This window comes from Bifidobacterium callitrichos (assembly GCF_008698085.1).
Lineage (GTDB): Bacteria > Actinomycetota > Actinomycetes > Actinomycetales > Bifidobacteriaceae > Bifidobacterium > Bifidobacterium callitrichos.
This window is the reverse complement of the sequence record NZ_RZJP01000001.1, coordinates 987,251-1,011,171: the sequence shown is the minus strand read 5'-3', so window position 1 is coordinate 1,011,171 and position 23,921 is coordinate 987,251. Positions and strand designations below refer to the sequence as shown.

Genomic DNA, 23,921 nt, shown 5'->3' with positions numbered 1-23,921 from the left:
GTTGTCCGAGAATACAGCTTTCCCATTATCTACGATTTGAGGCTCGCATGTCCATGACTGGGCTCCTGTTTGACATCTACGGATGACAGTAACTTATCGCGGACTTCCCTCTCCGCTTGCGGAGAGAATGCTCCAGGCGGGGCTGTTCGACATACTCTCCGCAATCGGCGCGGGAACGCGGCCCCGGTCCATGCGCTGCGCGCATGACCGTGCTGTCTGGCCGCTCGCATGCTCGCGGCGGTGGGCCGCGCGGAATCTGACGAGGGGTTTGCGGCCACCACCAGCATGCCATGCGCTCCGTCTGCGTTCCCTGCGCCGTGTCCCGCGCCGCTCCCGTGCCTGCGCTGCGACGGCGGACCAGCATGCCGTCTTCGCTACTGCCCGGATCGTCGCGGTCCACGCCTCCGGTCTCTCCGCCTGCGCGCATGGCAGGCGGGTGGTGTCCGAAATGGAAACCACACGGAAAGGACCGATGGACATGAACGACATGGTGGACACCCGCACGACGGGAACCGGACTGGCGAAGCGCGTACGCGACGGGTTCCTTCAGGACCGGCGTGAACTTGGGCCGGCGGAAGCGGCCGACAAGTGGTTCGCACCCCTGATGGACAGGTGGAACGGCCTGCTGTCGCGCGACGAGGGCGGCTTCTCCCATGAGGAGCGCGTCACGCTGGCGGTGCTGATGACCGAGTGCCTGAGCATGCGGGACGCGCTGATACTCGCATCTTTGCGCGAGATGGGCGGCGGCGAACTGCACATGCTGTACGCCCAGCCGCATTCGATGGAGTCGGCGGCCGTGGTCATGCGCGAACTGTCACGGGCGTTCAAGGACGCCGACTACCAGCCGGACACGCGACGCGGGGAACGCGCGACGGCGTTGCTGGAATCGGTGACGGCCGACGCCCCGGACGGATACAAGGCACAGCCGATGGCGTCGTGCGCGTACCTGCTGTGGATGGCCGACCGTTCGACCGCCGCCGCGGTGCGCGCGCTCAAGGCCTTGGCCTTGGACGACGACTGCTCGTTGGCATCCCTCGTGCTCGCGGCCAGCGAACACGGCATCCGCCCCGCGTGGACGGAACGCCGCCGCCACTGAGCGTCGGCCGTGGATTCATCTGGCTGGGGCTTCCGATTCCGGAAGCCCCAGCCAATCCCCAATCATCTGTTTTTTCAAGGAGACAATCATGGAAACCGCAATCATCGAACGTCCCGTATCGGCCGACGAAGGCATGGAGGAATCGAACATCGTCATGCTGGACGTGGGACTTATCGATCCGAACCCCGCGAACCCGCGCCGCGACGTGGGCGATGTGTCGGAACTCGCGGATTCGATACGCGCGCAGGGCATCCGGCAAAACCTGCTCGTCACTCCCACGCCGCAGGGACGCTACCTGCTCGTCATCGGGCATCGCCGCCTCGCCGCCGCCAAACTCGCCGGATTGAGCCGGGTACCCGCCGTGGTGGCCGATTTGTCGGAACGGGAGCAACGCGAGCTCATGCTCGTGGAGAACAGCCAGCGCGCCGACCTGACCGTCATCGAGGAGGCCGACGGCTATCAGGGGCTTCTCGATTTGGGCGTGGGCGTGGACGAGGCAGCGCAACGCACCGGCCGTTCCACGTCATTGGTGCGCCGACGCCTGAAGATAGCCGCCATCGGCGAGAACGCGCGAAGCAAGGCCGGAACGGCCCAGCTGAGCATCGACGACTGGGAGACCATCGCCGACTTCGACCGGCATCCAGACCTTCAGGAACGGCTCGCCGAGGCGGCAGGCGGCAAGAACTGGAACATGGCCGTCAAGCACGCCCGGCAGGAGCGAACATGGCGCGAATGGCTCGACACGGCGAGAGCCGAATTGGAACGCATGGGCATCGACGCGGCCGACGAACAGCCGAACACGGACAACTGGTATGACTCGCCAAAGGGATTGCGTCGCACCACGATGCTGACCACGGGCGACATCGCCAAGGCCATCGACGCATGGCGCGACTCCCATGACGGAGCCACGCCCGTCGTTGGAGTGCGGGCCGAAGGCGCGTCATGGGCGCGCGGCATCGCCCTGTACGAAACCGTGGACGAGGAGGCCGAGACCGCGGCCCGCGAGGCGCGGGAGGCGCGTTGGCGAGAGGAACGGGAACGCGAGGAACGCGAGACGGCACCGGCCAAGGAGTTCGCGCGGGCAAGCCGTGATTTGCGCATCGCGTTCGTGACGCATCTCATGGAACTGAAATCCCAGCCGAAGGGCATCGGCAAAGCCGTCGCCCTGCTGTCCGCGAGATTCGCGCTCGATACGCTCACCGAGGGATTCGACCAATGGAACAGTCATGCCGAGGACGTCTGGGAGCAAATCACCGGCATCGGCACGGCGGGCGACGACGCCGATGATGCAAAGCCGGAGGACGAGGCCGAAGACCCGTTACGCGAGTCCGTCACCGCGATGATTGCCGGCGACCCGCAACGGGCCGCGTTCGGACTGCTCTACGCCTTGGCCGAAGAGCGCGTCAGCTGGGAAACGTGGCGTGACGCGGCGACCATCGCGGAACACGCCGCACCGTTGTACGAGGCGTTGGAAACACTCGGCTACCGCACCTCGGACACGGAAGCCGAAGCCCTCAACGGCTCCCTCGTACCAATCGATGACGACGACAATGGCGAGGATACCGGCATAGGGCAGGACAGCGAACCGGACGACGATGGGGCGTCGCAAGCCGACGACGCATCCGGCGAGCCGGACGACGCCGAATAAGCGACGGACGGGGCGGAACCGGAATACGGGTTCCGCCCCCGTCCGGGCGCGAATGGCGAAACGTGACGGCGCATGCGCGCCCGCGCCTTCCGGAGCCAAGCGGCGGCGGGTGACGTTCAGCCGTGGCGGGCGGAGCGTCGTCGGAGCCGCGCGTCGCACCAATCCATGAGCATGCTCGCAAGCACGGCCGTGAGAAACGTGGCGACGATCAACGCGAACGAGCCGTCCAATGCCGGAGCGTCCGAGCCGGCGAGGAAATGCATGAGCAGGAACGCCAGCATGAGCAATCCCGACAGCATGGCGAACGCCGTGAACACGGAGTTCACGAGGAACACCACGAGCCGCAACGGGTGCGCGAACAGGGCAAGGCACGAGGCCACGCCCCGCATCAGCATGCGTATCACGCCCGTCGCCAGCGACAGGCCAAGCATCACCAGCAGCATCGGCATCGCCGCCACCTCCCGTATGTCGCCAATGTCATCCAGCGTAGCCGCCAGGACGCGGGAAACCGAATCGCAATCCCTCCGGGTCCAATCCAATCGAACCGGATTCTCCGGCATCACCGGCATCGGCCGCATTCGCCGTTGCGGCGTTGTCTTCCGTCAGGGCAATCTCCGGCGTATCGACGGCGGATGCCGGTCGGCCGTCGGATTCGAGGGACAAATCCTCGCCATCATGGATTTCGCCGTGACTATCGGCGGGATTGGCCTGCCCGTAGTCGGGCGTGACGGCATGGAACGCCATGCCCGTCTCCCTTGGCTCCATCCTGAGCGTGCGCACGAGCTGGGCACGAGGCATGTGATGGTCGTCGCAGAACGATTGGGCGGCGTCACGGAATCGTTCCGCGGCCCAGCGCATGTCGTCCAGCAGGATGCCCAAGCGCGACAGTTCGCCGCGTTTGCGCCGGAGTGCCTCCAACTCGGCATCCAATGCGTTGTCGGCGATGGCGCGCATCGCCCGGTTGCGTTCCCTCGGCTTCGCCATGACGGTCTCCTCACGGTGATTGTTCTTCACTGCCCCGCATCGTAGAACGACGCCGGCCATGATGCCGGCGGACACGAAAACGGAACCGGCGTCGGCATGCGAAACGTGACCTGAAGTCCGCCGCGCATGGCGTGGCGCCAAGGCGAAACTGACCGGTGCGCAACCATCCCCTCCCCGGAGGGGCGGTTGGTGTGTAGCAAGCATCGCCGGTGTACGTACACCGGCGCGGCCCCGCGAGGCTCGGGGCCGATCGCGGGACACCCGTGGAACCCGATATGAGGAGGCGCCGATGGGTTGGAAAGGCAACCGTTCCAGGACGATCCGCAAGGCGGTCACGTTCAGCGAGGAGGAATGGCGGTGGGTGGCGGACTCGCTCAAAGTGGAGAACCGTCAGCGCATCCAGGCCGGGCTCAGGCCCGTGGGCTGGATGGCGTTCGCCCGCAACAGGATCAGATGCGCCCACCGCGTCAACATCACCATGCCCGCGAACCTGCATGACGTGAGCGCCCAACTGGCGAGGATCGGCAACAACGTCAACCAGATCGCCCGTCACGCGAACACCACGCGGGAGACGGACCTGGCCATGCTCTCGCGCGTGTTCGACGAGCTGCGCCAGGCGGAACGGCTGGTCGCGGGCCTGAGCATCCGGGTGGAGACCGACGTTGACCCCAAAGGGGTGCCCGAATGGCTGTAGTCAAGATCGGCAAGATCAAAAGCACGCTTGCCCGCAGCATCGCCTACGTGACGAACCCGGCCAAGACCGACGGCTACCGGTGGGCCTCGACCACCGTCGGCGATGACATCACGGACGCCGAGTCCATCGCCCGCGGCTTCGAATGTGCGTTGGACGCCACGAAAGGCGGCTCACGCCGGCAGGGGGCCGTGTTGGCGCTGCACGTGATCCAATCGTTCGATCCCACCGACCAGGTCACGCCCCGATTGGCGCATCTGATTGGGGAACGGTTCGTCCGGGAGATCACCGGAGGCACGCACGACTACGTGATCGCCACCCACACCGACAGGTCCCACATGCACAACCACATCCTCATCTGCCCGGCAGACCGGATCACGGGCAAGGCCCTGCGTCTGCGGAAAGGAACCCTGGGCGAATGGCGGAAGATCAGCGACCGGCTATGCCGCGAATACGGGCTGCACACCCTCATGCCGGAACGGTCCGGGCGCGTGGCCCCGTCGATCGGGGAACTCCATCTGAGCGCCAGAGGCGGCAACCTCAAGGACCGGTTGCGCACCAGCATCGACACGGCCTGCATGAACGCCCATGACTTCGCGGGATTCCGCCGCGAACTCGCGACGCTCGGCGTCAACGCGACCGTGCGCGGCGGACGCATCACCTACACGCCATGCGGGCAGACCCGCGGAATCCGAGACCGGCGACTGGGCGTGGCATACAACATGCTCGCCATCATGGGCAAGATCCACCGGCGCACGCTCAGCGAGATCACCTTCCACGAGGCCATGATCGCCCGTCGGACGGATACGGCGGTGACCGTGCGGGTGCCCGGCACGCACGGACGCCTGCGCCTGTCCATACCGTGCGACCGGCTCGTGCGTGACGGAAGGATCTGGCACGCCTACCTGTCCGACGACGTCAGACAGGTGCTCACCGACGAGAACGGCGGCTATGCACGTTCAACGGACTGCGAGGGCCTGTACGCATGGTTCGCGCGGCCCACGCTGCGACTGGAGGACTACTGCCGTCAACGGTTCGACGGCCGGGACATGACCGGCGTGAACGGGCGCGCGCTGCGTCAGGCAATCGCCTGCGACCGGCTCGCCGACAGCCTGCGCGAGCTCAAGGTGCTCGCCCAGGTCATCGACGAAGGCGACGGCCGGCTGGCGACGCTCGGCCGACTCACCGACTCCGTCGAACGCAACGCGAAGCACATGCGCGCCCTGATCGCGCTCATCGCCGACAACCATGATCAGGGAGCCGACGCCACGGGACTGGAGGCCCAGCTCGCCATCGAGGAGCAAGAGACCCGTGGCCTGGCCTCCGACGCCCTCGCCCTGCGCCGGCTCATCGCCCGCACCACGCCAACCGCCGAACGCTCCGACGGCGCACGGCGCGCGCAACGCCGCGATGGCGGGCATCGTGTCCGCCGCAGGAACCGGTGAGCCGGCGGAAGCTGGAACGCAACGAACCACGACGGATGACGGGAGAATCCTATGGCGGCCGAGGACCAGGCACAGGAACTCATGATGCGCGTCAGCGAGCAAGGCACGCGCGTCATCATCGACGTGACCAAATACGGGCTCGACAAGGCGCTGCACCTGCTCGGCATCGGCGTGCACGCCACCGGCGAGACATTACGGCGTATCAGGACCACCGGCAAGGTGGACGGCAAGACCCTGCACCGCACCGGCGAGCCGATCAACGTGCAGGAAGTCACCGGACGATACGCCCGACAGCTCGAACACGACCTGAAAAAGGCCGGCATCACCTTCCACATCGAGCACGACCGCGACACCGGCCGCACCTTCCTCCACTTCCAAGGCAAGGACGCCGACGAGGTCAACCACGTCGTCTCACGCATCGTCGAACGCCTCAACCGGGAACTCGCCCGGCAGGAGACCGCCACGACTCCCGAACCCGGCGACGCCGATCCCGCACGGCCGGCCACGGAGACAATGCCGGCACCGGAACGAGAGGAGCCGAATCCGTTCCTCGAACCCTCCGACGACGCGCTGCGCCTCGCCTTCGACGCCGAATCGCCATCGAACGGCCGGTTTGACTTCCGCACGGTGCCCTGGGACCGTGACGCCGCGATCATCACCGACCAGCTCGACCGGCTCCACATACCCCACCACACGCAACGGGTCGCCGACGACACGGTGCGCTTCACCTACCCGGCCGGCCAGGCCAGACGTATCGCCGACACTATCGAAACCCTGACCGCACGCTCACGGGGCCTGGACTGGAACCGCATGGACATCCCCGCCCCGGACGGCGGCGTGCGCCGCCCCAAAACCAAGCAGCAGACCCTGAACGACATCCGCAAGCGGGCCGGCAAACGCATCGAAGGGCAACGCCGCACCGCGCCCTCGAAGCAACGCACCCGCACCCGGTGAACGGATGCGCGACGACCATGACCGGAAAGGAACATCGCCATGCCCGAGCTTTCAGCCAACGCGCGTTGGCTCATGGACAACCTCATCGACAACGACCGGCAGGCCCTGGCGGACATCGCGCGACGCGGCGAGCAATACGCGGCCGCCGGCATGCCGCAGGACAATCGGCTGGGCCAGGTCGCCCGCATGGTCGTCGATGACGCGATCCGACGCCACAACCAGGCATGGCCCGACGCCTCGATCAGCTTCCCTGCGCCGGACCTCGACCAGGCCTCCGACGAGATCGCCCAACGCATCCGCACGCAGGCCGCACGATCATGGAACACGCCCGACGCCATGCAGACGCCGACGCGATGGCAGCCCGAACAGACCGGAAACGCGCGAACTCCGGCCCCGGAGCCGAAACGGAACGAGACGGCCGTCGGCCGGCCCGGCGGCGAGCAGACGGCGCAACCCGCGGCCGGTGGAAGAACAAGGGAGATCTGGCCGCGCGTGAACTTCCCCAACAGCTACGTGCACCTGTACCGGATGACCTCCAAGGACGGGCGCATGTTTGACAAGATGCGCGTGGCGATACCGCAGGGCACCAGCATCCGCGGCGTGGACCTGACCGGATGGCAGCTCGACCGCTTCCTGACCGACCATGCACGGGACGCCAAACTGAACGGGCGCGACGTGACCGTCAGCTTCAAACCCGGCGAACCGGTAGAACTGTGGCGCGGCAAAGGCGAGCAACGAGAGACCATGCGCATCGACGACGCATGGCAGCTGTGCCGCGCCGTCAAAGCGCAACGCATGGCCTACGCGAGGCAGCACGCCGAAAACAAACCAGTCACCGCCACCACCGGCACCCCAACCGGCGAGGAACCACCAGCAGCACCCGGCCCGGAAAACCCCGAACCGGCGGCCGAGCAATCCCGGAAGGCCGGCAAGAGCCGGACACTCGACGCCATCAAGGACAGGGCCGAACGCCGCACGCAAACACCATCCACCACGCCGGCAAGAACGCGGACGCAATCACAGCAATCACAGACAAGGAGCCGATGATGGCGGAAGACGACCTGACGATCAACGTATGGGTAGGCAACCTCGGACGATACAACGAGGGCACGCTCATCGGCGGATGGCTGCGCCTGCCCACGGACGAGCAGCGGATCAACCGGTTCCTCACCGAACAGGTCGGACTGACGCTCGACGCGCAGCAAGCCTATGAGATCGGACGCCAAGGAGGCGTCACCTATGAGGAATACGGCATCTTCGACCACGAATACACGGGCCTGCTCGCCGCACTCGACTACCGGCCCGGCGAATACGAAGACCTCCACTCCCTGAACACGCTCGCGCAAGCCGCCCGGATCTTCACGCAAGACCAGCCCGAAGCATTGGAGGCGGTACGGCTGGCGGCCGATATGAACGGCGTGCACGACCCGATCGGACTGGCGAACCTGCTCGTCCAATCCGAGGACATCGAATACATGACCTACGACCCGCCGCAAGGCATCACGCAGGAGAACACGCCCGACCTGGACGAGATGTACGGCTGGCATTGCGTCAACCAAAGCACGGAACTCGCGAAACTCCTTGACGGACCATACGGCATGTACTTCGACGTGGCGAAATACGGGCGCGACGCCGCCATCAACGACAACGTCACCCTCGCCGACCACGGGTTCCTGATCGACGCCACCATCCCCGACACCAAACGGTATTCCGGCACGGAACTCAAGCAGATCATCGACGCCTACACCGACGACGAGCCCGGCCTCGACGCCACGACGCAGTCGACCCCCGACGCAATGCGGATGATCGAGCGCTGGGGAGACACGCACGACAACGTGATGCGATCGGACGGCACGGAGCGCATCACCGAACGCATCATGCAGGCCAACGACACCGATGGCGACACCCTGCGCCGACAGGTCCAAGGCCTCGTCAAACCGGTGGCCGACCAGCTGGACGGCGACATGCCCTCAGGCTCGGCCACGTTCGCCCGACTCGTCGCCGAACACGCAGCAGAACACGCCAATCCCGACCAGATGCCGGCACGGGAACCGTTCCGGCTCGAATCACTGCTCGAACCCAGCGAACGCATCATGGAATACACGCTCGCCGGCACGGCGACGAACTGGGGAGCACCCGTCTACCAGTGCATCATGCCCGCCGATTCCACCGACATCAGCGCCGGATTGGAGGACACCCTCCAACGCATCATCGCCGACCGGACCGGGCGCGGCGACGCCGCCTCGATACTCGCCGAAACCATGGGCGCCAGACCCGCCGGCGAACTCGACCCCGCCGACGGCATCACCCCGATCGACCAGGGATACGCGCTGCCCGCACCCATCACCTCCTTCAACCCCAAATCGGCGAAAGAGGAAGAGCCGAACACGTCGAAAGGCAGGGACACGGTGCTCGACGGCATACGCCAACGGGCCAGCCAACGCACCAACGATTCCGCAACCCATCCGTCCACACCGGACCGGACGAAGACCCGCAACCGATAAGCCGCCGAGGAGACCAGCATGACCACCATGGACACCGCCTACCGGCAACTGCAGGACGAACTCAAACGTCTCGGCTACGAGCTGCGCATGGAAGGCTTCGGCATCCTCCAGCCCCAAGGCTCCTACGGGGACATCGAACCACCGTACCGACTCGTCACCTTGCACGAGATCCCTGTCGAACCGTTGCCTGAATGGTCGGCCGACGTACATCCGCACGACATCACCTACCGGTTCGACGCCACGCGATACCAGCACGACCGCGAACAGCGTGACGCCGTTGACGTGCGCGACTACGAGACATGGACACGCACCATATGCGACGAACAACACGTGCAGGGCCGCGTGCTCATCGACATGGACAAGACAGGAGAGGAACGCATCACCGACCTCGCCACCGCAATCCACTACATCCGGTCCACACAACCGGCATGCCGCTCCTACGCGGTGGACCGCAAGACCCGACGCAACGAACTGCCCGACCGCACCCGCATCAGCCAGCCGATCGACGACTACCGGGACCCGTGGAGCATCCGGGTCATGGCCGCACGGGAACAGGCCCTCGACACGCTCTCCTCCAGGCACGTTCGGGTGTCCAAGGCCCGCGCCGAATCCGACGCGCTCACCGGAGGCGGCCGCCATGCCCGCGCCATCGGTCGAGACGCCATCAACGCCGTCCAAGGCAAAGCCCCGAACATCGACAAACCCATCAGAAAACGCAGGCCGAGCCGATGATCGACGCCCGACATCCGCAGGCCTATGCGCGCGGCATCCTCACCGATGACGCCAGATTCCACACCGACGGCGACGGCAGGACGACGGCAACCCTGACCGTGAACGCCGGCACCATGGACACGCCGCTCATCATCCGCGTGCACGCGGCCGGAGACCATGCGACATACCTGCGCGAACAGAGCGCACTGCAGGGACGACGACTCATCGTCCACGGCATCATCCACGAAGAGGAAAACGCCGACGAAGTGTACATCCTGGCCGACGAGATGGCCCTGCACACCAGCGTCAAGGACACACTCCCGTGAACACGGCGCGAACAATCACGATCATCGATGCAGGCGAGGAAACCGTTGGCACTCCAATCACACGCGGGAACTCGGCCATCTACGATGCGGAAACACCCGTGGGACGCATCCTTGCCGCGATGTGCGACGGAGGCGACACCATCGAGAACCGCCAAGGTCTCACGCGCATCACCAGCGCCGCCGACGCGGGAAACAGACAGCCGGCACTCGGACGCGATAAGCCTTTGCAAGCGGACACCGCCGTCATGCAGCCCGCGGCCGACGATCCGCCATGGACTAGGGAACAGACGCTCACGAACATCCGCGTCCGCGCCGAACACCGCATCAACAGTCGGATTTCGCAAGCGGCCGAAGCATTCGTTGGAGATGACATACGAAGAACCATGACGCAGCACCGCGTCAGCGTGGGAGGAGACAAGGGAAACCAATGAAACGCCTGCAAGCCATACTGCCCGCGGCCATGGGACTGCTCACACTGTTCTGGCTGGGCGACAAGATCGGCTACCAGATACGCACCGACCTGGATGAAGGCACGAGCGTGATCGACCTGATGAACAGATTCTGGCTCGACCTGTACCATCCATTCCACCTATCCACGAACCATACCGATTTGCTGTGCGGGCTCGCCGCAATGGGCGTCGGCCTGCTGATTTGGGCATACAAGTACACGGCGCGCCTGAACCTGCGCAGCGGTGAGGAACACGGCTCCGCCCACTGGGGCACCCCGAAGGACATCAAACCGTTCATCGACCCCGTGGAATCCCGCAACATCCGATTCACAGAGACCGAACGGCTCTCCATAGACACGCGACGCACCCGACGCAACCTCAACGCGCTCCTGCTCGGCTCATCAGGCTCCGGCAAAACCCGCTACTACGTCAAACCCAACCTATTGTCCGTGGACATGAACTGGGCCGTCACCGATCCCAAAGGCGAACTTAAACGCGACACGGAACACGCCATGCGCGACCGCGGCTATCAAGTCAACACGCTCGACCTCATCCGCCTCGACCGGTCCGACCGGTTCAACCCCATGCGCTACATCGACCCCGAAGAACCCCAATCCGCGATCCTGCGTCTGACCGACAACCTCGTCACCAACGCCAACGGAGACCGCAAAACCGGAGACAGCTTCTGGCAGGACGCCGAAAAAGCACTCCTATGCGCCCTCATCGCATGGACCTACTACACCGAAAACAACCCCACCCTCAACCAAGTCACCGACACACTCGACCGAATGGGAGCCAGCGAACAGGACGAAGACAAGGAATACATCATCGATGCGCTCTTTGCCGAAGCCCAAACCGAAATCCACCGCATGCGCGAACACCCCGACGACTACGATGAGGAGACCCGGAGCATGCTCGACGGGCTCGCGTTCGCATGCGCCCAATACAACACGTTCCTCAAAGGCGCCGGCGAAACCAAGAAAAGCATCATCATCACCACCGGCGTCCACCTTTCACCTCTCCAAGTGCGCGAGGTACGCCGGATCCTCGACGGCGACGACATCCGGCTCGAAACCCTCGACCAAGGCAAACGCATCATCTACCTCGAACTGCCCGACACCAACGCCACGTTCTCCTTCATCGCCAGCGTCTTCTACCAATGCCTCTTCGAAACACTCGTGCGCAAAGCCGACGCCAAACCCGACGGCGTGCTCGACCGCGACGTGCACTGCATGCTCGACGAATTCGCCAACATCGGCAAAATCCCCAACTTCGTAAGGCTCATCGCCACCATACGAAGCCGACGCATCAGCTGCAGCATCATCCTCCAGACCGTCAGCCAAGGCAAGAGCCTCTATCGGGATGACTGGGAAACCATTGCCGGCAACTGCGACAGCCAGCTCTTCCTCGGCGGCAACGAACCCAGCACCACCAAATACATCAGCGACCGACTCGGAGACCAGACCATCGACGTCATCGAAACCAGCGAAACCAAAGGCCTCAACGGCAGCTGGACGCGCAGCACCCGTAAGAACGCCCGAAAACTCCTCACCCCGGACGAACTCGGACGCATACCTGCCAACCAGTGCATCTACCTACTCAGAGGCATACCGCCGTTCCTTAGCAATAAGGTTTGTCATCTATAGATGACAAACCCCTCTTTTCACAGGCAGCGTTTTGAATAAAGTGCCAGTATAAATGTGAGGTTCATCACAAAGACGTTGATGAATCCTCAGCGTCTGGTGAAGCCTCGTCAGACGTACACCCTTAAAAGAGAAAGAGTCATCATGAACACCGTCAAGCGCAAGCTTCTTGGCGTTTTCATACCGATGCTGGCTATGGCCTGCTTCGCAACACCGGCAATCGCCGGCAACGTGAGCAGCAGCAGCTGGAGCGGATATGCCAAGAACTGGTCTACCTTCGATACCCCTAACCGGCAGAAGCAGAATAGCTCAGCTTCCTTCGTGCGAGCTGATAATGTATCTGGGAATCGTACCATTAGGGTATGGGCCCTTGGATACAGCAATGATGACGTGTCATCCAGCGTTGAATTCCTGCGCAGCAATAAGAGTGCTCTTGTATCAAATAACGCTTTCAAGAACGGCCCCAAGCAAATTCATTTGCGTATGCAGAATGTAGAGAACTACATCTCTGCAACGTCTGCGTATGGTGTCTGGAGTCCGGACTCTAACTGATAACGACTAATAACGATGTGGGTGGTGCCACATATTCGGCGTCACCCACATCGTCATTAGAACGATATGGGAGTAGGGAGTAAAGCATGAATAGATTTGTATTCCGTCGGCAGTTGGCGCGAAACGTGTGCAGTGTTCGTTTGCTGGTTGTCGTGGCTATGTCTGTAATGCTGATGGCGGTGCAGTATTGGACCACGTACCACGCGGGGTATCGAATCAGGGAAAGTGCGCCATCGCTCCTGAAGGATGTGATGCTATTCAACCAGTATGGTTCGGCATCCACATTGTATCTGTATTTGCTGCCGTTCTTCGCGGCCCTGATGGGTGGGAGCGTGTGGGCGGTGGAGGAGCGTAGCGGTCGCCTGCTGAACATGCTTCCGCGCGAGGGACGTTCCGCGCTTTTGCATACAAGCATGCTGTCCGGTTTTGTGCTGGGTGGCTTGGGTGGGGTGTTGCCGTTGATCGTCAACCTGTTGGTTTCGGCTGTTCGGACACCACAGTTGTCGTTCATCGAAGGTACATCGGCGGATGAGAATGGCATGATGCTGCCTAAATATGTACTGATTGATTCGTCGTCGTGGGCGTATCCGTTGTACAGGATGAGTCAGCCGTTGCTGATTGCGGTGATCCTGTTGTTGGTGTTTGTCTTGTCGGGTGCGTTCGCCCTGTTGGCGTTGGGCTCGTCCCTGTTCATCCGTCGCAGGCATGTGGAGCTGCTGGTCCCGTTCGTGGCGAGTCTGGTGTGGTGGATGCTGCCCGCGCTGACCGGTGGCCTGGTTCCCGACGAGTGGAGCCAGATCATCTTCCTGAATTTCTCGCATTGGGATGCGCCTGGCACCGCGTGGCGCAATTACTTGGGGATGCTCCTGATGACGGTCGGGATGACGGTCTGCTCGCTGGTGCTCGCGCGGGTGAAGGAGGCCCGCGATGTGCTCTGATCTGTTCCATCCGTTCCGGACCGCGCCACGGGTGATGCGTATCGCAGTGGGGCTGGTGTCCCTGATCGGCGCCGTATGCGCCGTGAGTCTGCTATACGGGGGCTTGGCCCCATCCCTGCACGACGATTACATCGGGTTCATGCGTGTGGGCGCCACTTTGTGCTCGTTGCCGCCGTGTCTGATCGCGGTGGGCGCGGGCAGTGCGAGGTATGGCGCGTTCGAACGGGTGCGCCGCGATCCGAGGAACGAGTTGCGGCACAACCTCGCGTGGCTGACTCTGATGGGCCTGTTGACAGGGGCGTGCTCGGGTGTGGTGTTCGCACTGACCGAGTTCGTCCTGCTCGGCCGGCCGTTCGAGCCGGGCTCGCTGTCGCTGACGGCGATGCTGACGGTGCAGACGGTGATGATGTGCGTGGCCGTGTCGCTGCTGGTGCTGCTGCTGGCGAACTGCGGGCTGCCGTTCTCGCGGACGCTGCCGGTGCTGATTGCCATCCTGCTGTTGGCGAATTGGATGCTGCTGCCGTTGACGGGCGAGGTGACCCGGTACGTGTACTACTTCTGGTATCCGATCAGTCCTTATTGGTCGGATGTGCTCGTCGGGCAGGTGGCGCCGTTCGTCGGCTGGTGTCTGCTGCTCGTCGTCGCGAACGTCGTCGCCTTTGGACACATGGACAGGTTGGAGGCGTGACATGAACGATAGTGGTCGGATGAAGTGGCAGATGGCCCGGTTCCTGCAGTCGCTACATCGGCGCAACGGGTTGCGCGCGATGCTGCTCGTCATCTACGCGGTGGTCGTGTACCGGTTCCTGATCAGCGGTATGGATCCGGGCGTGTTCATCGGCATGTTCCGCTCGTCGGATTCGCCGTTCACTCCGGGGCTGGCGTACAACATGTATGCACTGGTGTACGCTTTGTTCGGTATGGCGATCCCGTTGGAGCAGTTCTCGGAATGGCTCGCCGTGCCCGAGTGCATGGTGTACGTCAGACGCGGCCGGGGACCGGGACGGTTCCTCGCCTACCTGCTCATGATCACCGTGTACTGCGTCGTCTACACCCTGATCCAAGCCGTGGCCCAGCGGATCATGTTCCCGGACGAAGACCCGGTCGCGTTCGCAGGTTCGGCCGTGTGCGCGGCGTGCGTGCTGCTGGCTGCGATGCTGACCGCGAACCTTGGCTACTTGTCGGGGTCGCGCATCGCTGGCTACTTCGTCGTGGTCGTACTGCTGGGACTGCTCATGTCGTTCTCGGAACCGCAGCAGTGGCTGCTCGCCGTCGGTCCGCTTCACGTACCGAACTGGATGCCCGCGGCCATCCTGACGATCCTCATATGCGCCGCGGCGAACCTGATCGCGTTCAATCGGATGCAGATTCTCTGAAGAGGTCGGGATGACGTCGCCAATCGGAAAACCAACCACTTTGTTACCAGCGAAAGGGGAACATCATGTACGTGCAGGTCAGGAACCTCACCAAGACGCTCAAGGGCAGGACCGTCCTCAAAGACGTGAACGCCGACTTCGAACGGGGACGGATATACGGCGTGGTCGGCGCCAACGGCTCCGGCAAGACCATGCTGTTGCGGGCCGTATGCGGATTCATCCGTCCCGACCGCGGGACCGTGACCATCAACGGCAAAACGGTCGAATTCAACCGCAAGCTCCCCGACATGGTCGGTGTGATTATCGAGAACCCCGGATTCATGCCCTCCGAAACCGCAGACGCCAACCTGCGCTATCTCGCCGGCATCAACCATACCTACGACGAGCGGGAGACCACACGGCTGCTGACGTTGTTCGGACTGAACGACCACAGGCACGAGAAGGTCAAGTCGTTCTCCCTGGGCATGCGCCAGAAGCTCGCCATCGTCCAGGCCCTCATGGAGCATCAGCATCTCATCCTGCTCGACGAGCCCACCAACGGCCTTGACGAACACTCCGTGGATATCTTCCTCAATGAGATGAAACGTCAGCGCGACATGGGACGGACCGCCATCATCGCCTCCCACCACAGCGATGAACTCAACCAAATCGCCGACCACCTCTACACCATGACCGACGGCAAACTCGGATGAGCAGTACTATCCCAGCCGGTCGGGGAATGAGGGGGTTGCCGATTGCCCAGGTACGTCCCAAGTGGGATTGCCTCGCGTGACTGGCTGGGATAAACCTTCCGCTGATGGTGCGGGTTGTCGGTTCGATGATTGGGAATCCGATCCTGGATGCGTGGAACCATCCGAACGGCCCGCCTCGGATATTTCCTCGTTCTCTACTACAGCCGTCATGGAATCCCGGACGATTTGCATGACTTCGTTGAGGTCCTGGATGGTTCTGTTATAGACATCAAGATCCTGATGGTCGCGCATCATGAGTCGTGCATGGGTGATCTGCTCATTGAGTCGTGCGCGGGTGTTGTCGTCTCTGACCTTGTTCGCGGATTCTTTGTAGAACCTATCGGCGTCTTCAATGGTTTGGCTCAGTGCGTTCTGTGCGTTGTCGATCTGTTGTTGTTCCTGTGATGCCTTGACCGTGTCAACTGTGTCATGCAGGTTCCTGATCTGGGTTCTGAGCTGGTTATTCGCTCTCCCTATTTCTGCACGAGTGCGATCGAGACGGTCGGCCGTCAGACTCGGATTGCAATTTTCTGTTGAGATCGATGGTTGATATTGCATGATTTTGCCAAGCAGTTCCAAAGACTTGGGATCCCGCACGTCTTTATCCTGGAACTTCGCATATGGTTCCGCCTGTTTCAATGCCTTGTTCCATTCAATCCGCACTATGTCAGATTGCTTGATTGCGTGATTGCATGACGTGAGCGCCGCCTGATGGTCGTAGTTCTTCTTCGCCATGACAAGGCCTGCGGCTGATCCTGCTGCGATGACCAGAACGAGCATGATGCCGGCGATGTGGGTAAAAGGGATATGCCGATGGACGGCCACCTCATCCGTGCTGTCAGCCGATGAATCTTCTGCCAAGGACACATCATCCTTGGCATGTTCCCCTACCCCCATTGGTGTGTCTATCGTCGTTCCCTTCTGTTTGTCAAGCTTGGATACGGGAGTGCTGTTGTTCCGTGCATCGCGAGGCAGCTCATCATCGATGATGGGTGTGATGGGAAGCAGCCGGTGCTTGGGTTTTCCGTCTGTCAACGGTTCCGGTGGAGCCCCAGCGGTTTCAGGGTCTGCAATGGCATGCGCAGCCCACTGGTCGAGTTCCGGCCATGTACTGGGATGATTGCGGATTTGCATGAGGAGATCCCAGTTGGCGGAATCGCTCATAAGATCGGAAAGCTCGCAAGGGTCAAGCTTGGGATTGATGCGGCGCATGCTTCCTTCCTTCCCTCGGGATTAGTGGATGTAAGTGATGCTGGGATTGTTGGCCTGCTCCTTGGTAAGGGTCCTGAGCCATGCGTATGGAAGGCCGCCGCCGGATTCGCTGACGACGATGCTGCCGTCGTCCTTGATTTCCTCGACGATGGCGACGTGTCCGTAATCGGCGCTTGCGCCGAGATAGCCTTTGGCGAAGCTCGCCACGTCGCCGAGCTGTATGCCGCCGCCCGTCGGGTATCCGAATTTTCTGGCGCTTGACGCCCACATCCAGCCGTCGCCCATGTAACCGTCCACAGGTTTGCCGATCTGCAATCGGCGAGCGGCCGCCCACCATGTGCATTGACCGGTTGCATAGGTGGTGATCTTGCCTACGGGCGTGCCGGTCGCCGCCACATCCACGTTCAGAGTGCCGGACCGCATGACCAACGGCGGCGTGAGCTTGCCGATGGTTCGTCCTGCCGTGGCCGAACAGCCGCCTCCCGCATCAATCGCCGGCTTCACGTTGTCGAGATACCGTTTGGTGATGTTGGGAATATCCGGGTACCTCATGAGATTGCCTTCGCCCGCGTTATGGGCGATGACCAAAGCCGTCAGGTCGTCAAGCTCGGCGAACGGCATGCCCGGATGCTTGGCCTTGAGTTGTTTGACGCCTTCCAGACGGTTTTTCAGGTATATGCCGCCGTAATGGGCATGGACCATGGGGTCGGTAATACCTTCAGGTGGCGTCCGGTCGGCACCTTCGGGATGCACGCCGCGCCATACGATCCTGTTCATCTGCAGCAGTCCCCATGTTCCGCCGTTGCTGTCGTCGGCATACGCATCCGGTCGGAAACCGGATTCCTGCTTCATGATCGCCGCGATGAAATCAGCGCTCAATCCGCTCGATCGAGCCGCCTCGCTCACCCATGGCTTCGCCTCGTCCGGAACCTCGATCACACTGGCCTCGCAGCCTCCGTCATCTCCGACGGCAACGGTGGGGATGAACCACAACAGCAGGCTGAAGACCATCAGCACCGCCGCCGCGCCCAATAGAAATGGAACGCTGACCGCAGCCGATGCCGATGCCGCGACACCGGCCTTCACCGCCGTCATAGTCCGAGAAACCGCCTGTGTGACTTGTCGTGCAATCTGCGTCGAAGCTCTGGCAGCGGATTCGGCCCCCTGAACACCTGATCGTACGGTCTTGCCGGAACGCCTCGCACGTTTGGCACGAACCGAAGCCGTTCTTCCCGCCTCGGCACGCGCCGTTGAACCTCTTGCGGCATGTCTTGTGCGAATAATGCCGGTCACGCCGTCGCGTACCCGGTCTGCAGGGACCATTGACGACAACAGATCGTCATCCTCGCTGGTCTCCGTCTGTGTCGATTGCGATTCAAGCACGGACCGTGTCGCCTTCACACCACGTTCCAAAACGCTGACGGTTGTTGTACAGATTGGGTGCGATACCTCGGATTGACTGTTCCTGATGGTGGTTCGTGGCTGTTTCAGCCCGGCCAGCGTTGGCCCATGGGAGAGTCCATTGACATGACGGACCTTCAAGCCATGAATCGTGCCGTTCGGCCGAACGAGATTGCGTGTGGCGTGGAAGGAGTCGGAGGTGACGGGTCTCATTCGGGTTTCCGATCCTCGAATTTCGTGGTATACAACCGATAAAGCAGACTATCGGCATCGATGCGCCCATCGAACGGTATGAACGCGGTACCACTCTTGGCCATGCCCTGACCGGGCTGCACCCCGGTGAAGAACGCCCGCTGTTCATCGGACAGCTTCAGCAGCTCGCACAAGGCGTCGGCATCCGTGGCGGTCTGGTTCAGCAGCAACAGGAAGTCGCTGTTCGCGAGCATCAGACGCGCATCCTGGTTGGCCAGTAGCTCCTCGATGTTCTGCGTGATGCCGGTGGGGCACAAGCCCCATTTACGGGCGCGCTTGTACAGGCGCAGGAAGTATTCGGCCGCATACCGGTTCGAGAACAGCAGATGGAACTCGTCCACCCACAGCCAGGTGCGCCGGCCGAGACGGCGATTCCTGACGACCCGGTTCCATATCTGATCCAGGACGACGAGCATACCGAATGTGCGCAACTCCGCTCCCAGACCGGAAACGTCATAGACCAGGAACCGGCTGGACGTATTCACATCAGTGGCATGGGCGAAGGCGTTCAGACTGCCGGTCGCGTAGATCTCCAATGCTCGCGCGGCATCATGGGCACCTGGCTCATTCAAAGCCGTGAGACGGTCATGCAGGGTGACGAGCGTTGGCATGCCCAGTTCTGGATGCTCCCGCACCTCGCGATACATGCCGATGACCGTACGGTCGATCAGACTGCGCTGCATGCGGTCGATGCCGTCCTGTCCGCCGATCAGCACGCCGAGCATGTTCAGCACGCTCGCACATTTCGACCGTATCGGATCACCCTCGGAATCATCCTCATACTCGATATCCAAAGCGTTGATATGCGCGCGCGACGATTCCCCGATCTCGACTCGCTCGCCGCCAAGACCGGTGCACAACGGCGTGAACTCACGTTCCGGGTCGATGACGATCAGATCATCGTCCGGACGGGTCAGATAGATCTGGGTGATCTCGTTCTTCGCCGCCTGGCTCTTGCCCGACCCGGTCGTACCCAGAACGAATCCGTTGCCGTTCATGCCTTTCGTACGGTCGATGACCACGGGATTGCCGGTGCGGGCGTTCGCCCCATGGAACACCCCGCCCGGCTCGAACAGCTCCTGCGATGTGAACGGCACCAGAATTGCCGCGCTCGACGTGGTCAGCGTGCGGCGCATCGGCGGCAAAGGATTACCCAATGGCAGCACGGCGTTCAGTCCCTCCACCTGCATGTAGGCCAAGGTCTCGGCCACGCATGACTGTCCATCGATCGCGGCCGTCACGTCACGGACCGTCTGGTCCAGTTGCTCGCGACTGTCCGCCGACACGTCCACGATCATGAGGGAATCCACCAGACGGTCGCCGTTATGCTCTAGATCATCGCGCAGCTCGCCCGCCTGGGTCATGGATTCCTGAAGATCATGAGGCAGCATGTCCTCGGGCAGATGCTGTTTGCGGTTCTTGCGCCGCTCGTCGATGGCCTGCATGTCCATCTCGGCGATCGTCCGGTTCACGAGCTTCAATCCCTCGGCCTTGCCCCGCGGGGACAGATGGATGCTGACCGTGATATCCGCCTTGATGTCCGTGATGGACGACACCAGCTGATCGCTCAGATAATCCGGGAAGTCACGCACCAAAAGACACTGATGCCATACTTCCGTGGTGCCCGAGCTCAACCGGAGCCAACGGCGATCCGACACGTCCACGGCGAACGGGGCCACGTAATCCTTCGTGGACATGCCATGCGATTGCAGGAAATCATCCTCGGTGAACGAGAACCGGACACCGTGCCGCAGCATCCCGTGCAGCACCGCCAGACGCGACTGACGGTTCAAGCGGACGCCGACGCAGCCGCCCACCGATCGTAGTTGCGCCGTGGCACGCAACGCGGCACGGTTCAGCAGCGTGACCGCACGTTCCCCGTCCCGTTCATGCAGCGTCAGCGTCAGATACTTGTCCGTCACCGCGCCCTGCGAACGGCCGGCGAGACGCCGACGCACATTGCGGTTGAAGTCCCCGCGCAATCCATCCAACGCATCGCCCCGAAGCGGCATGGCGATGCTGCGCGTCACCTCCTCGGGATCCAGCATGCGCGTGGCGACCGTGATCTGGACACCCATGTTCTCGCCGACCGAATTCAGGAAACGACCCCACCGGTCCACGACGTCCAGCTGCTGATCCTGGGTCGCGACCTGATAATTGATGTCGCTGATTCGCAGAGACACGCTCCACCGGTCGCCGCCAAGGAACGCGATGCCATTGGACAGCATCGAATCATAGCCAAGCAGCTCCTTCGACGAACGCGGCATGCGACGATTCCCGGAACGCCTGTTCCCGGCCTTTCCATGTCGCTTGCCATTGCCTTTGACCGCCTTGCTGCCGCTGATGTCAGACATGACGACGTGCCTTCCTTCCCCTGATTCGTCTACGGGTCTTCTCCCTCAATGACGGTTTGCCGGGAAACCTCGCGGGAACATAGGATTCAAGCAGGTAGACCCTCGGGCCGAAACGCTGGCGCAGCATGTATCCCAGATACCGTTCAGGCTTCAGCCCCTTCGGACGCCATCAGCCCCACAGCGCGAACGGCAGGCACACCGCAAACAGCAGATACGACCCCAGATCGGACAGTCCCAACGACCAGAACAACGCAGCCTCGCCTCCGCCCAGAACGAGCATGCACGCGGCGGCCGCCAGTTGGCGCCAGCTCAGACCCCACATCACCTTCGCCTCGACATTGGCGATCTCCTTATATACGCGCATCTGCAACATGAAAGAATCCTTTCCCCGATTGGATCCGGTTTATAGTAGGCGGCTACTCGCCGCCGGCTATGGCCCGGCTGACACGCTGACTCACCGCGATCACGAAGAACAGCAGGATGCCCGCCATCATGAGATTGCCGAAGTTGCCCGTCACCCACGCCACCATGCCCTCGTCAGCGGAATCCGGGATCTTCACGGCATCGACCACGATCCGCTGATAGAACACCAGACAGATGAACACGCACACCGCATTCACCGACGTGCGCGCATACGATTTGAAGAAACCCACGCCGATCGGCTTGGTGTCCTCATGCACCAGAAACGCGAACGGCAACGACTGAAACGCCGTCAACGCATACAATTCGATGAACCGCACATACAGCACCACTGTGAACACCACCGACGCCAACTGGGACAACAGCCACGGAATCACCAGCAGAAAGAACAACGCCGCCTGCCCCATCACCCCGGCATCGCGAATCTGGTCGCGCATCAGATCACCCAGCTGACCGCCGTCGCCCGTCGCCTCATACGACATCTGCGAGGACACGCCCTGCATGAGGAACTGCGTGACCTGATTAAACATCCGAATGAACAAACCGGCGTTCTGCACGGCGATGAACACCAGCGCGATCTTGAACATGGTGCCGGCTACGATCTTCACACCCAGATCGCGATCCGCTTCGATGCGCGTCGAGTTGCGCGCCAGCTCCAACGTGAACATGACCGCGAGCACCACCGACGTCAAAGGCTTGACGGCGACTCCATGCACATTCACCGCCAACTGATAAAGAGCGGGATTCCATGTCTCCGGCGCCTGGGACAACAGCCCGGCAGTGATCGAACCGGCACCTCCGCCGCCGATCATGTTGAGCATGGCTACGATGAAGTCCTCCACGGCAGGCCCCGAACCAGCTCAGCCCAGAGCCACCGCGTTGAAAATCTGCGCGGCCGCGATGATCATGCCGCCGCCCACGATCTGCCACAGTCCAGACTGCGTCTGCGGCCCATTGTGATCCTTCAGGCCGCCACCAAATGTAACGGCACCCCACACCAGCCACAGACCGCCGCCGATAGTGGCGAACCTGACGAACAACTGAAGCACCTGATTCAACAAATCCACGACGGCCTCCTCTGACGATGATCAAGGAGCCCGACAGGCAACGGCCTCCGTTGACACCCATCGTCAGGGAAAACCGGCAGGATAGCGGCGGACAACGAATGGTTTCATTGTCCTTCATGTTTTGATTGGGACGAAAAAAGGAGGCGAGCAAACTCGCCTCCTCGATTCATAGAGTCAAACTTAGCGGAACCAGACCTGAGCGTGGTAACTGGTCGAGTACCCGTCATCTGCGTATGCGCGGCTGGACTGCAGAGTCCACACGGTGCTTGCTACGCGCCTGCCATGCTGCGCATAGGAGCGACCTTGGGTTCCTCCGTTGGTTCAAGTCTGGGCCAAGGCATAGTCCGTGCCGGCATGGAGAGCGTAGGTTCCGGCCGCGTTAGCGGCAGGAACGGTGAAAGCCATCACGGCTGCCGCAGCTGCGGCGACGGCTCCGACTTTGCCCAGCAGACCGATTTTGCTTTTGGTGGTGGTGTTCATGGGAGTTCCTTCCTCCTTGGGTTGTCCAACCTTTCCGGTTGGTGCTCCCATAATATGCATTGACTGACTAGTCAGTCAACAAGAATCGTTGATTCTTGTCATACGATTCCCTTATAGCCTGTTATCAGAGAGTTCAGCCGCTTTGCTCAGACCGGTTAGGGACAGATAGAAATCAAGGGCCTGACGGAGCTGCTGCTTATTCTTCCATCGATCAGACCTTATGACGGCGATGTACATATCGATTAGGGTTCCTGCCTTAATGCTGTTATGGACGTCGTTGGACTGCCCAAACAAGACTAGTTCAAGTGCTTCCTCCCACTTCATGTGCCCCGCGTTCTCCGCTCGGGCTTTTTCTTCATGCAGCAGCAACCCGGAACGTATTCGCGCATCTTCATAGTGCATGTCAGCAATCGCGGCGAGAATCCGAGCGAAATCGCTTCTGCCGCTACATTGGGACACTTTTGCGCACAGGCGCTCATCGCACCATTGGATAAGCGTATCCCGTAATGCTTCCTTCGTGTGAAAATGGAACAGCACTGTGCCACGCGTCAAACCAAGTCGGTCAGCGACGCCCTGCAATGTGGTCTTCGCATATCCCTGTGTTTCAAATTCGAGAGCCGCGGCTTCGAGCAGGGCTTCGCGCGTTCTACGTCTCCGTTCCGCACTATTCATCGATATCCTCGCATT

General features: G+C 62.0%; 26 protein-coding genes. 16 read left to right on the top strand and 10 right to left on the bottom strand.

Going from position 1 to position 23,921, the window contains the following annotated elements:
• Positions 1-478 precede the first annotated feature (478 nt).
• Both EMB92_RS04395 and EMB92_RS04390 read left to right on the top strand, forming a co-directional pair.
• Positions 479-1,096: a DUF4192 family protein gene (locus EMB92_RS04395; protein ID WP_150393868.1), complete on the top strand. Its 618-nt coding sequence runs from the start codon at positions 479-481 to the stop codon at positions 1,094-1,096.
• A gap of 88 nt (positions 1,097-1,184) precedes the next feature.
• Positions 1,185-2,744 (top strand): ParB/RepB/Spo0J family partition protein, encoded by a 1,560-nt coding sequence (locus EMB92_RS04390; protein ID WP_055427650.1) that lies wholly within the window; start codon positions 1,185-1,187, stop codon positions 2,742-2,744.
• Between the two features lie 116 nt (positions 2,745-2,860).
• Here the strand turns inward: EMB92_RS04390 and EMB92_RS04385 are convergent, their stop codons facing one another.
• Together EMB92_RS04385 and EMB92_RS04380 are read right to left on the bottom strand one after the other, a co-directional pair.
• Positions 2,861-3,193 carry a hypothetical protein gene (locus EMB92_RS04385; protein ID WP_150393867.1) on the bottom strand — a complete coding sequence of 111 codons (333 nt, stop codon included), beginning with the start codon at positions 3,191-3,193 and terminating at the stop codon, positions 2,861-2,863.
• A gap of 28 nt (positions 3,194-3,221) precedes the next feature.
• Positions 3,222-3,758, bottom strand: coding sequence for a hypothetical protein (locus EMB92_RS04380; protein WP_146194685.1), 537 nt, complete (start codon positions 3,756-3,758; stop codon positions 3,222-3,224).
• A 259-nt stretch (positions 3,759-4,017) separates the two neighbouring features.
• Here EMB92_RS04380 and EMB92_RS04375 point away from each other — a divergent pair, with 259 nt between their 5' ends.
• The 14 genes from EMB92_RS04375 to EMB92_RS04310 all read left to right on the top strand — a co-directional run bounded on the left by EMB92_RS04375 (position 4,018) and on the right by EMB92_RS04310 (position 16,009).
• Positions 4,018-4,422, top strand: coding sequence for a MobC family plasmid mobilization relaxosome protein (locus tag EMB92_RS04375; protein ID WP_150393866.1), 405 nt, complete (start codon positions 4,018-4,020; stop codon positions 4,420-4,422).
• Positions 4,413-5,864 carry a relaxase/mobilization nuclease domain-containing protein gene (locus EMB92_RS04370; protein ID WP_150393865.1) on the top strand — a complete coding sequence of 484 codons (1,452 nt, stop codon included), beginning with the start codon at positions 4,413-4,415 and terminating at the stop codon, positions 5,862-5,864. The genes EMB92_RS04375 and EMB92_RS04370 overlap by 10 nt, the downstream gene beginning before the upstream one ends.
• A 51-nt stretch (positions 5,865-5,915) precedes the next feature.
• On the top strand, positions 5,916-6,818 hold the full coding sequence (locus EMB92_RS04365) for a DUF3801 domain-containing protein (protein ID WP_150393864.1): 903 nt from the start codon (positions 5,916-5,918) through the stop codon (positions 6,816-6,818).
• A 39-nt stretch (positions 6,819-6,857) separates the two neighbouring features.
• Positions 6,858-7,865, top strand: a complete 1,008-nt coding sequence (locus EMB92_RS11470; protein WP_174514763.1) for a hypothetical protein — start codon at positions 6,858-6,860, stop codon at positions 7,863-7,865.
• Positions 7,865-9,322: an antirestriction protein ArdA gene (locus EMB92_RS04355; RefSeq protein ID WP_190973547.1), complete on the top strand. Its 1,458-nt coding sequence runs from the start codon at positions 7,865-7,867 to the stop codon at positions 9,320-9,322. The genes EMB92_RS11470 and EMB92_RS04355 overlap by 1 nt, the downstream gene beginning before the upstream one ends.
• An 18-nt stretch (positions 9,323-9,340) precedes the next feature.
• A complete protein-coding gene (locus EMB92_RS04350) occupies positions 9,341-10,054 on the top strand; it encodes a hypothetical protein (protein WP_150393862.1) in 714 nt (237 codons plus the stop codon).
• On the top strand, positions 10,051-10,359 hold the full coding sequence (locus tag EMB92_RS04345) for a hypothetical protein (RefSeq protein WP_055427658.1): 309 nt from the start codon (positions 10,051-10,053) through the stop codon (positions 10,357-10,359). Before EMB92_RS04350 ends, EMB92_RS04345 begins: the two co-directional genes overlap by 4 nt.
• Positions 10,356-10,790, top strand: a complete 435-nt coding sequence (locus EMB92_RS04340; RefSeq protein WP_055427659.1) for a hypothetical protein — start codon at positions 10,356-10,358, stop codon at positions 10,788-10,790. Before EMB92_RS04345 ends, EMB92_RS04340 begins: the two co-directional genes overlap by 4 nt.
• Positions 10,787-12,454 carry a VirD4-like conjugal transfer protein, CD1115 family gene (locus EMB92_RS04335; RefSeq protein ID WP_150393861.1) on the top strand — a complete coding sequence of 556 codons (1,668 nt, stop codon included), beginning with the start codon at positions 10,787-10,789 and terminating at the stop codon, positions 12,452-12,454. The genes EMB92_RS04340 and EMB92_RS04335 overlap by 4 nt, the downstream gene beginning before the upstream one ends.
• A gap of 141 nt (positions 12,455-12,595) precedes the next feature.
• Positions 12,596-13,003 (top strand): DUF2712 domain-containing protein, encoded by a 408-nt coding sequence (locus EMB92_RS04330; RefSeq protein ID WP_174514764.1) that lies wholly within the window; start codon positions 12,596-12,598, stop codon positions 13,001-13,003.
• Positions 13,004-13,089: 86 nt separating this feature from the next.
• Entirely contained in the window at positions 13,090-13,941 is an 852-nt protein-coding gene (locus EMB92_RS04325; RefSeq protein WP_094667176.1) for a hypothetical protein, read from the top strand.
• On the top strand, positions 13,931-14,629 hold the full coding sequence (locus EMB92_RS04320) for a hypothetical protein (protein ID WP_055427671.1): 699 nt from the start codon (positions 13,931-13,933) through the stop codon (positions 14,627-14,629). The genes EMB92_RS04325 and EMB92_RS04320 overlap by 11 nt, the downstream gene beginning before the upstream one ends.
• A 1-nt stretch (position 14,630) precedes the next feature.
• Positions 14,631-15,317: a hypothetical protein gene (locus tag EMB92_RS04315; protein WP_094729292.1), complete on the top strand. Its 687-nt coding sequence runs from the start codon at positions 14,631-14,633 to the stop codon at positions 15,315-15,317.
• Positions 15,318-15,382: 65 nt separating this feature from the next.
• Entirely contained in the window at positions 15,383-16,009 is a 627-nt protein-coding gene (locus EMB92_RS04310) for an ABC transporter ATP-binding protein (RefSeq protein ID WP_055427673.1), read from the top strand.
• A gap of 6 nt (positions 16,010-16,015) precedes the next feature.
• On the opposite strand, the gene EMB92_RS04305 is transcribed toward EMB92_RS04310, so the two are convergent.
• The 8 genes from EMB92_RS04305 to EMB92_RS04270 form a co-directional block, all read right to left on the bottom strand.
• The gene (locus tag EMB92_RS04305) at positions 16,016-17,260 is read right to left on the bottom strand and encodes a hypothetical protein (protein WP_223847559.1); all 1,245 of its coding nucleotides are present in this window, start codon (positions 17,258-17,260) and stop codon (positions 16,016-16,018) included.
• Positions 17,261-17,281: 21 nt separating this feature from the next.
• Complete coding sequence (locus tag EMB92_RS04300) at positions 17,282-18,643, bottom strand: CHAP domain-containing protein (protein WP_223847558.1); 1,362 nt, start codon at positions 18,641-18,643, stop codon at positions 17,282-17,284.
• 227 nt (positions 18,644-18,870) lie between these two features.
• Positions 18,871-21,267 carry a VirB4-like conjugal transfer ATPase, CD1110 family gene (locus EMB92_RS04295; RefSeq protein ID WP_150393860.1) on the bottom strand — a complete coding sequence of 799 codons (2,397 nt, stop codon included), beginning with the start codon at positions 21,265-21,267 and terminating at the stop codon, positions 18,871-18,873.
• A 169-nt stretch (positions 21,268-21,436) separates the two neighbouring features.
• Positions 21,437-21,640 carry a PrgI family protein gene (locus EMB92_RS11665; protein ID WP_223847557.1) on the bottom strand — a complete coding sequence of 68 codons (204 nt, stop codon included), beginning with the start codon at positions 21,638-21,640 and terminating at the stop codon, positions 21,437-21,439.
• A gap of 43 nt (positions 21,641-21,683) precedes the next feature.
• Positions 21,684-22,529: a VirB6/TrbL-like conjugal transfer protein, CD1112 family gene (locus EMB92_RS04285; protein ID WP_107043672.1), complete on the bottom strand. Its 846-nt coding sequence runs from the start codon at positions 22,527-22,529 to the stop codon at positions 21,684-21,686.
• 18 nt (positions 22,530-22,547) lie between these two features.
• Positions 22,548-22,754 (bottom strand): hypothetical protein, encoded by a 207-nt coding sequence (locus EMB92_RS04280; protein ID WP_025263185.1) that lies wholly within the window; start codon positions 22,752-22,754, stop codon positions 22,548-22,550.
• A gap of 321 nt (positions 22,755-23,075) precedes the next feature.
• On the bottom strand, positions 23,076-23,234 hold the full coding sequence (locus tag EMB92_RS11660) for a hypothetical protein (protein ID WP_223847556.1): 159 nt from the start codon (positions 23,232-23,234) through the stop codon (positions 23,076-23,078).
• A gap of 111 nt (positions 23,235-23,345) precedes the next feature.
• Entirely contained in the window at positions 23,346-23,906 is a 561-nt protein-coding gene (locus EMB92_RS04270; protein WP_181281148.1) for a TetR/AcrR family transcriptional regulator, read from the bottom strand.
• Positions 23,907-23,921 lie beyond the last annotated feature (15 nt).

What these genes read in the sequence shown, in the direction of transcription:
- EMB92_RS04395 (WP_150393868.1), top strand. Translation starts at nt 479, where the DNA reads ATGAACGACATGGTGGACACCCGCACGACGGGAACCGGACTGGCGAAG.
- EMB92_RS04390 (WP_055427650.1), top strand. Translation starts at nt 1,185, where the DNA reads ATGGAAACCGCAATCATCGAACGTCCCGTATCGGCCGACGAAGGCATG.
- EMB92_RS04385 (WP_150393867.1), bottom strand. Translation starts at nt 3,193, where the DNA reads ATGCCGATGCTGCTGGTGATGCTTGGCCTGTCGCTGGCGACGGGCGTG.
- EMB92_RS04375 (WP_150393866.1), top strand. Translation starts at nt 4,018, where the DNA reads ATGGGTTGGAAAGGCAACCGTTCCAGGACGATCCGCAAGGCGGTCACG.
- EMB92_RS04370 (WP_150393865.1), top strand. Translation starts at nt 4,413, where the DNA reads ATGGCTGTAGTCAAGATCGGCAAGATCAAAAGCACGCTTGCCCGCAGC.
- EMB92_RS04365 (WP_150393864.1), top strand. Translation starts at nt 5,916, where the DNA reads ATGGCGGCCGAGGACCAGGCACAGGAACTCATGATGCGCGTCAGCGAG.
- EMB92_RS11470 (WP_174514763.1), top strand. Translation starts at nt 6,858, where the DNA reads ATGCCCGAGCTTTCAGCCAACGCGCGTTGGCTCATGGACAACCTCATC.
- EMB92_RS04355 (WP_190973547.1), top strand. Translation starts at nt 7,865, where the DNA reads ATGGCGGAAGACGACCTGACGATCAACGTATGGGTAGGCAACCTCGGA.
- EMB92_RS04350 (WP_150393862.1), top strand. Translation starts at nt 9,341, where the DNA reads ATGACCACCATGGACACCGCCTACCGGCAACTGCAGGACGAACTCAAA.
- EMB92_RS04345 (WP_055427658.1), top strand. Translation starts at nt 10,051, where the DNA reads ATGATCGACGCCCGACATCCGCAGGCCTATGCGCGCGGCATCCTCACC.
- EMB92_RS04335 (WP_150393861.1), top strand. Translation starts at nt 10,787, where the DNA reads ATGAAACGCCTGCAAGCCATACTGCCCGCGGCCATGGGACTGCTCACA.
- EMB92_RS04330 (WP_174514764.1), top strand. Translation starts at nt 12,596, where the DNA reads ATGAACACCGTCAAGCGCAAGCTTCTTGGCGTTTTCATACCGATGCTG.
- EMB92_RS04325 (WP_094667176.1), top strand. Translation starts at nt 13,090, where the DNA reads ATGAATAGATTTGTATTCCGTCGGCAGTTGGCGCGAAACGTGTGCAGT.
- EMB92_RS04320 (WP_055427671.1), top strand. Translation starts at nt 13,931, where the DNA reads ATGTGCTCTGATCTGTTCCATCCGTTCCGGACCGCGCCACGGGTGATG.
- EMB92_RS04315 (WP_094729292.1), top strand. Translation starts at nt 14,631, where the DNA reads ATGAACGATAGTGGTCGGATGAAGTGGCAGATGGCCCGGTTCCTGCAG.
- EMB92_RS04310 (WP_055427673.1), top strand. Translation starts at nt 15,383, where the DNA reads ATGTACGTGCAGGTCAGGAACCTCACCAAGACGCTCAAGGGCAGGACC.
- EMB92_RS04305 (WP_223847559.1), bottom strand. Translation starts at nt 17,260, where the DNA reads ATGCGCCGCATCAATCCCAAGCTTGACCCTTGCGAGCTTTCCGATCTT.
- EMB92_RS04295 (WP_150393860.1), bottom strand. Translation starts at nt 21,267, where the DNA reads ATGTCTGACATCAGCGGCAGCAAGGCGGTCAAAGGCAATGGCAAGCGA.
- EMB92_RS11665 (WP_223847557.1), bottom strand. Translation starts at nt 21,640, where the DNA reads ATGTTGCAGATGCGCGTATATAAGGAGATCGCCAATGTCGAGGCGAAG.
- EMB92_RS11660 (WP_223847556.1), bottom strand. Translation starts at nt 23,234, where the DNA reads ATGAACACCACCACCAAAAGCAAAATCGGTCTGCTGGGCAAAGTCGGA.
- EMB92_RS04270 (WP_181281148.1), bottom strand. Translation starts at nt 23,906, where the DNA reads ATGAATAGTGCGGAACGGAGACGTAGAACGCGCGAAGCCCTGCTCGAA.